Raw genomic sequence first — 7,698 nt, 5'->3', positions numbered from 1 at the left:
TTTACGAGGTCAAAGCCTCACATAAACAATACAGCCTGCGACCTGTCTACTCCGATCGATCTCAAATCAACCGGATAATACCGCCTCAGATTAATCATTCATACCATCTCCTTTCTTTCGAGTTGGGCCGATGCTTGCAGCCGAATCAGCAACGGTTTATCTGCCGCTGTATCAGGTTGGCTAAGCGGATCGGCCCGTGTTGTTATGGCTTATTCTTTAATTTTGGCGTGAAGTTCACGCAATTCCTTGCGCATGATCTTGCCAATCGGATTTCTGGGTAAAGCATCTGTAAATTCGATGAATTTTGGAGTCTTGTACTTGGCGAGGTGTTCCTGACAATGCCTAGTGATTTCCTCCTCCGTGACTTGTTCCCCTTCCTTGAGAACAACAAAGGCCTTGATTTCCTCACCCATGATCGGGTCAGGGACACCAATGACCGCGGCGTCAATGACGGCAGGATGCTGATACAGAACTTCCTCGACGTCGCGCGGCACAATATTGAAACCGCCCCGGATGATCAGGTCTTTCTTCCTTTCCACAATATAAAGGTAGCCATCTTCATCCATAGTGGCCATGTCCCCGGTATAGAGCCAGCCGTTTTTGAATGCCTCCGCGGTCTCTTGTGGCAGGTTGTAGTAACCCGGGGAGACATTGGGTCCTTTGACGATCAGTTCGCCTAGCTCGCCTTGAGGCGCTTCATTACCATCCTCATCCACGACCTTGACTTCAACATCGGGAATGACCTGCCCAATGGACCCGGGTTTGCGCTCACGGTTTCGATAATGAGTACTGACCACGGGCGCTGCTTCGGAGAGACCGTATCCTTCCAAGATGATACAATTAAATTTTTCTTCAAAACCGCGAAGCACTTCAACCGGGAGAGGGGCCGAACCGGAACCGCATTCTTTCAGGCTGGAGAGGTCGTATTTATCTGTCTCAGGACTGTTGAGCATTATGGCGAACATGGCCGGCACCCCTGCAAAACCGCTGATTTTATACTTCTCGATGAGCTTGCAGGCCCCCTCAAGGTCGAACCAGGACATGAGTACGCTTTTATTAGGAAACATCCACCCGGCGTTCATGACGGTGAGGCCGTAGGAGTGGGAAAGCGGCAGGAGGTGAAGCGAGATGTCATCTGGGTCAATGTCTGCCGTTTTTGCCGCGCTTACAGCATTAGAGTAAAGATTTTTATGGGTCAGCATCACACCCTTGGGCGCTCCAGTGGTCCCGGCAGTATAGAGAATAACCGCCAGGTCGTTTTCTTTAATGTCAACATCAGGTTTTTCGTCAGGGCTTTCGTTTAAAAGCTGAGAAAACTTGATGGTTCCGGGAATATCCTCGTCTTCGAGAATAATGATATGTTTCAGGGTCTCGATTCCCTCTGTGGCAACCTTCACTTTTTCCATAAAGGCACTCGAGGTGATAATGGCCGCAGCTTCAGAATTCCTTAAAATATGGGCCACCTCTTTTTCTCCCAGGAGAAAGACCACCGGGATGATGATGGCGCCCGCTCTTAATATGCCTTGGTAGCTAATTATGACCTCGGGAGAATTCATAAGCATGACCAGTACTCTATCTCCAGGCCTAAGCCCCAGGCTTTTCAAACCGTGCGCCAGTTTATTAGCCGATTTGAACAGCTGCACGTTTGTGTATTCCTGATCATTATAAATAACTACGGTGTGTTCGCCAAACATTTCATAGTTTTGTTCGGCTAGCTCAACCAAATTCATTTTCTGCCTCCTTGGATTTGGCTGGTTTTCATGGCTTGGCTGTATACTGAGGCAGGCGCATGGAAAGCGCCTGCCTCCGACTATTTCAGCTGATCGCGGGTAAATCCCAGGATGTTGCGGGCGATAATAAGCATCTGAATCTGCCCGGTGCCTTCAAAGATATCGTTGATTTTACAATCGCGCATCCATTTTTCCACAAGCCAATTACAGCCGTAGCCTTGCGAGCCCAGTATTTCCAAACATTTTTGGGTCACGAGGGTGGCGGCTCGACCGGCTTTGGCCTTGGACATGGAGGCCTCAAGGCTGTTTCTGATACCTTTATCCATCATGGCCGCGGCGCGCCAGATCAGAAGACGGGCCACCTCCAGATTAACCTCCATATCCAGCATATCTTTTTGGATAGCGCTCAATTGATGCTGGCCGCGATCATACGGGAAGGTGTAACCCTCTTCTTCCAGTTTCTGTTTGGTGAACTCCAGCGCGGCCCGGGCCACACCGATAGCCATGGCCGCGACAGTCGGCCGGGTGGCGTCAAAGGTGGCCATGGCGCCTCCGAGGCCTTTCTTTCTCTCCTTGATCTCCGGGCTGCCCAGGATGTTGTCATAGGGAATGCGGCAGTCTTCAAAGACAATGGAGGCGGTGTCCGAAGCGCGAATGCCCAGTTTATCTTCGACCTTGGTCAAGGTCATGCCTGGCGAGCCTTTTTCCACGACAAAGCTCTTGATGGCCGCCCGGCCTATACTCTTATCTAGCGTCGCCCAGACGACCACGGCTTCACACCGGTCGCCAGAGGTGATGAAGATTTTCTCCCCGTTGATGATCCACTCGTTTGTATCCGGGTCAAGTTTAGCCGTGGTCGTGACGGCGGCGGTGTCCGAACCGGTGCCAGGCTCGGTGATGGCCATGGCCGTGAATTTCCCGCCCAGGCGGGTTTTTTGCTCAGGTGTGCCCACAGCCTGGATGGCAGCGTTCCCTAAGCCGGCTGTCGGGAAGCAAAGCATGATACCGGCATCGCCCCAGGCCATTTCTTCCGCACTCACCACGCCAGCGACGCTGGGCTCCAAACGCGGGGCAGGCTTTGCCTCTGCGGGTTTTTCCTCTTTCTCTTCCTTCTTTGGAGCTGAAGCCGCTTTCTTCATGGTCTCCACCATGTCATAAAGCTCCTGGACCTTGTCGTGCTCATGATCGTCATAATAACGGGCGATCTTGCGAAACAGACCGGCGGCCAGAGCATGAGTCCCTTTTAGCCCCTGTTTGGTTGCAGGCAGTAGTTCAAAATCTATCATTTAATCCTCCTTCTCGGATAAATCGAATTTTAATCTTTCTTTTACGAACACGCCTCAAAGCATACCCAGCTAGCCGGCCTTATCTATGAAGATCAGAGGCCAGCCTGACTTCCTCGTCATCGGCTGTCTCCCAAAACTTGATTAAAGCAAGCCGGCGCATCATATCATGTATCTGCCATTGGTTCTCATCCAAAGTGAATTCAGCCCTGAATCCTTCTTTTCGAACCTATTATTGTGGCTTTTGGTACTGACTGCAAGCAAAAAGTTGAAAAAATCAAAGGCGATAGTTCTCTGATAAAAAAGGGGCGGAAGGCCCGCCCCAAGAATGTATTTATAATATCCTTATGGCTAGTTCTTTATTTTTGCGAGTAATCGTACCAGCCTTTTCCAGTCTTCTGACCATATTCGCCTTTAACATAACGCTCCACTATACTCGGGGAAGGAAGAGCGGACCGGTCACCGGTATTTTTAAAGGCTTCCATGCCCATGGTGTAAGCCAAATCAATTCCGGTGAGATCCATCAGGCGGAAGGGTCCCATTGGATGACCGGCGCCATAAATGCAGGCATTGTCAATGTCTTCATAAGAGGCGACTCCCATTTCCAGCAGCCACTGGGCCTCGCGTCCGATGGCGCCAAAGATCCGGTTCAGCAGGAAGCCGTCCACCTCTTTTTTGAGGCGCACCGCAACCTTGTCCAGCTTCTGGCAGAGAGCCATGGAAATTTCCGCGGTTTCATCCGAGGTATGCGGGCCCTGAACGACCTCGACCAGTTTCATAACCAGGGCCGGGTTAAAAAAATGGAGATTGCAAATTTTTTCAGGACGTTTAGTGGCGTCAGCGATACGGGAGCTGACAATGGCGGAGCTATTGGTGGCCAGGATGGCATGAGACGGGGCCATTTTATCGAGATCGGCGAAGATTTTCTTTTTGAGATCAAGGACTTCGAGTACCGCTTCAATAACGTAATCGGCATCCTTGACTGCCTCTTCCAGGCTGGAGGTAAAACTGAGATTTTCGCGCGCCTGTTTGGCCTGCTCTTCGGTCAGCCTTCCTTTTTTTACACGCCCGGGCAGATAGTTGTCCACAAACGCCTCAGCCTTCTTTAATACTTCTTCCACAACATCTGTACATGTGGTCTTATACCCCCGAATGGCACAGAGAGTGGAAATCTGGTGACCCATGTTTCCGGCACCAATGACGGCAATGTTTTTTACATCATCAATGTTCATCTCTCTTCTTCCTTTCTTTTTTTAAGGTTTTCAACTTTTATTAAACACCCTCATCTACATCATCTCTCTAGCATGTTTCAGGCTTCTATGCAAGATGAAAAATGAGCTTTTTTTTAATTAACAAACGAAACTTAAGCCCCTTGACGGTTGTCTCTAGATTAATGAACTGAACGGGCAAATTAGGTCTCCATATGGGTCATTCCATCTTTGGCGCGAGAATTGGGGTCCGGTGTGGCTGTGGCGCTTTTTTCAATTAAACAATCAAAAGGAAGGCTTTTGTCCCGAGGCAGACAAAGCCTGGTCAACAACTCCAGATCAGAAGGAGATGAGGTGAAACCGGGCGCCTGGCTTCTTAATCGCGAGGTGTAAACTTGACGATCTGTTAAATGATAGATATATTTATAAAATGTGACCTTCTTTCTTTGGTTGACTGGAGATTGACATGACTACCGGTTCTGCTGAGATGAGCTATTTTATCGCCTTTACCGCCGGCTTTCTTTCTTTTATCTCACCTTGCGTCCTGCCTCTCATTCCGGGGTACCTGTCATTTATAACCGGATTTTCCTTTGAAGATGTGACGGATGCAAAAGCCGCGGCCGGTCTCAACCGCAGGATCATAGTCCAATCGCTCCTGTTCATCGCCGGGTTTTCTATGATCTTTATCTTGCTTGGCCTGTCTGTGACAGCCTTGGGCAAGCTGGTCAACGCCTATCAGGACCTGATCCGGCAGGTGGGCGGAGTGATTGTCATTTTGCTCGGGCTCTATATGGCCGGTCTTTTACCAACGCGCTTCTTGAATAAGGAGAAAAGGGTCATTCTGCAAAAAAAGCCGGCCGGAGCAATCGGTTCTTTTCTGGTCGGGGTGACATTTGGCGTAGGGTGGACTCCCTGCGTCGGGCCTATCCTGGCTTCGGTGTTGATTTTTGCCAGCACCAAGAACAGTTTTATCCAGGGCTTTACACTCCTTTTAGCCTATACGTTGGGGCTGGCATTGCCATTTTTCATAAGCGCATTGGCTCTTGATCGGTTTTTATCGTTTTTCCGTAGATTTAGCCGGTGGATGCGTTGGGTGGGGCCGGTTTCAGGTCTCTTCCTTGTCGTTATGGGGATTCTTATCTTTTTTGATCTCCTGGCAAAGCTGATTCCAGGCAGTTTGGGTTAGAGATAATTTCAAAAATACGTTCCGATTGAAAAGGTCTGAAATTGCCTCTTAATGGGTGCTTCGTCACTTCGCTCCTCGCAATGACATTTTATAATAATATCAATAGTATATCATGGCGAGCGATACGAAGCGTCTCTTCTTTAATTTCCTTTAATTACCTCGTGAAGACACTCAAAACCTCATTGATTTTATAAATGATGACAGGCTACAAAATGTTCTTCCCCAACCTCAACCAGGGGAGGCTCCTGCTCTTTGCATATGGAATCCGCCTGTTCACACCTGGTATGAAAGCGGCAGCCACTAGGTAGAGCAAAGGCGGATGGCACCTCACCTTCAAGGGCCACATCTTTGATAACCCTGGGATCCGCCACAGGCACGGCTTCAAGCAGAGCTATGGTATAGGGGTGTTTAGGGTGACCGTATAAATCGTCACGAGAGGCGATCTCTACAAGTTTGCCCAAATACATCACACCGACGTGCGTGCTGATATGCTCCACCACCGCCAGATCATGAGCGATGATGAGATAGGTCAGATTAAATTCCTTTTGCAGCTTCATGAGCAGGTTCAAAACTTGAGCCCTGATGGAAACATCCAGTGCCGAGACCGGTTCGTCCAGGATGATAATTTTTGGCTCCAGGGAGAGGGCCCGGGCAATGGTGATCCGTTGACGTTGACCGCCGCTGAATTCATGGGGATAAAGGTCAGCGTGATAGGGTCGCAGGCCCACAGTCTCCAAGAGCTCATGCGCCCTTTCCAGGGCCTGTTTTTTTGACATAACCTTGTGCACCAGCATCGGTTCGGATACGATCTGCTTGACCTTTTTCCTTGGGTTCAACGACCGGAAAGGGTCCTGGAAGACCACCTGGCAATGGCGGCGGAACTTAAGAAGCTCCTTTTTTTTCAGCCTGACAAGATTTTGAGACTGAAAGATGATCTGGCCGTCCGTAGGGTCTTCGAGACGCAGGATAAGGCGGGCCGTCGTTGATTTACCGCAGCCCGATTCCCCGACCAGTCCGAAAGTTGCGCCCTCGTTAATGCTCAGGCTAATGCCGTCCACGGCCTTGATGTAGCCTTTAACACTGGAAAAAATGACCCCTCCCCGTGTGACCGGGTAGTATTTTTTGAGGTCACGGACTTCCAGGAGCGCTTCCAGGGATTTCATGGCTAGATTCCTATTGATACAGCCAGCATCGGACAATGTGTCCTTCTGCTAATCGGGTTTCCGGCGGATACTCCTGCGCGCAAATTTCCATCCTCCGGTTGCATCTCGGCCCAAAGCTGCATCCAGGCGGGAGCTGCATCAGGTCCGGGGGCTGTCCCTCGATGGTGTAAAGCTCTTTGACCCTTTTCCCGAGAACGGGCACGGAGCGGATAAGCCCCACGGAATACGGATGGGCCGGGTTTTCAAAGATGGTGTTGATATCTCCCTGTTCGATAATGCGGCCGGCGTACATGACCAGGATCCTTTTGCACAACTGGGCCACCACTGCCAGATCGTGAGTAATAAGGATGATGGCGGTGTTAGATTCCCGCTGTATCTCCCGCAGCAGTCTTAAAATTTGAGCCTGGATGGTTACGTCCAGGGCGGTGGTGGGTTCGTCGGCGATGAGCAGGTCCGGCTGGCAGGAAATACCCATGGCGATGAGGCAGCGCTGACTCATGCCGCCGCTGAATTGAAAGGGGTAGTCGTCAATGCGGACCTCAGGGGAAGGGACCTTCACCTTCCTTAAAAGCTCGATGACGCGCGAGCGCAGGGTTTGCTTTTTCTGATCTTCATGATACCTGATCGCCTCTGAAATCTGGTTGCCAATGCGGAAGAGAGGGTCCAGGGAAACCATCGGGTCCTGTAGGATCATGGCGATTCGCTTGCCTCGGTACTCCCGCATCTCCTCCTCTTGAAGGGAAAGGAGGTCAATGCCATCGAACAGGATCTCCCCGCCAACGATCCGTCCGGTGGGCGGCGGCACCAGACGCATCAAAGACAGGCTGGTGACGCTTTTACCGCATGCAGACTCCCCGACCAACCCCACGATCTCACCTTTATGGACGTCGAAACTGATACCGTCTACAGCCCGAACAATCCCCTGTGGTGAGAAGAAGTAGGTTTTGAGTTCCTTCACCGAAAGCACCGGTTTATTATTTTTCGCGCCTGCCATACTTTTTTTCTATCAACGCAGTTTCTGCTTGGGATCAAGCACGTCTCTGAGCCAGTTCCCGGTGAGGTTGGCCCCGAGAACGGTTATGAGAATAGCGATTCCAGGAAAGGTCACCAGCCACCAGGCAGAGGTGA

7 protein-coding genes are annotated in these 7,698 nt (G+C 50.6%); 1 reads left to right on the top strand and 6 read right to left on the bottom strand.

The genetic code is table 11. From position 1 onward, the window contains the following. Positions 1-209 precede the first annotated feature (209 nt). The 3 genes from JRI95_15270 to JRI95_15260 all read right to left on the bottom strand — a co-directional run bounded on the left by JRI95_15270 (position 210) and on the right by JRI95_15260 (position 4,245). Positions 210-1,730, bottom strand: coding sequence for a long-chain fatty acid--CoA ligase (locus JRI95_15270; protein MBW2062901.1), 1,521 nt, complete (start codon positions 1,728-1,730; stop codon positions 210-212). Positions 1,731-1,810: 80 nt separating this feature from the next. Beyond that, positions 1,811-3,016, bottom strand: a complete 1,206-nt coding sequence (locus JRI95_15265) for an acyl-CoA dehydrogenase family protein (protein ID MBW2062900.1) — start codon at positions 3,014-3,016, stop codon at positions 1,811-1,813. Between the two features lie 356 nt (positions 3,017-3,372). Next, positions 3,373-4,245, bottom strand: coding sequence for a 3-hydroxyacyl-CoA dehydrogenase family protein (locus JRI95_15260; GenBank protein ID MBW2062899.1), 873 nt, complete (start codon positions 4,243-4,245; stop codon positions 3,373-3,375). A 442-nt stretch (positions 4,246-4,687) separates the two neighbouring features. On the opposite strand from JRI95_15260, the gene JRI95_15255 reads away from it, so the two are divergent. Beyond that, the gene (locus JRI95_15255) at positions 4,688-5,407 is read left to right on the top strand and encodes a cytochrome c biogenesis protein CcdA (GenBank protein ID MBW2062898.1); all 720 of its coding nucleotides are present in this window, start codon (positions 4,688-4,690) and stop codon (positions 5,405-5,407) included. 188 nt (positions 5,408-5,595) lie between these two features. Here the strand turns inward: JRI95_15255 and JRI95_15250 are convergent, their stop codons facing one another. The 3 genes from JRI95_15250 to JRI95_15240 all read right to left on the bottom strand — a co-directional run. After that, on the bottom strand, positions 5,596-6,570 hold the full coding sequence (locus JRI95_15250; GenBank protein ID MBW2062897.1) for an ATP-binding cassette domain-containing protein: 975 nt from the start codon (positions 6,568-6,570) through the stop codon (positions 5,596-5,598). Positions 6,571-6,580: 10 nt separating this feature from the next. Then, complete coding sequence (locus JRI95_15245; GenBank protein MBW2062896.1) at positions 6,581-7,564, bottom strand: ABC transporter ATP-binding protein; 984 nt, start codon at positions 7,562-7,564, stop codon at positions 6,581-6,583. A 12-nt stretch (positions 7,565-7,576) separates the two neighbouring features. After that, positions 7,577-7,698, bottom strand: a 122-nt coding sequence (locus JRI95_15240; protein MBW2062895.1) for an ABC transporter permease, incomplete at its 5' end; no start/stop codon positions are given.

The sequence above is a fragment of the Deltaproteobacteria bacterium genome, assembly GCA_019308995.1.
GTDB lineage: Bacteria > Desulfobacterota > Desulfarculia > Adiutricales > JAFDHD01 > JAFDHD01.
This window is presented reverse-complemented; position numbering and strand designations above follow the sequence as displayed.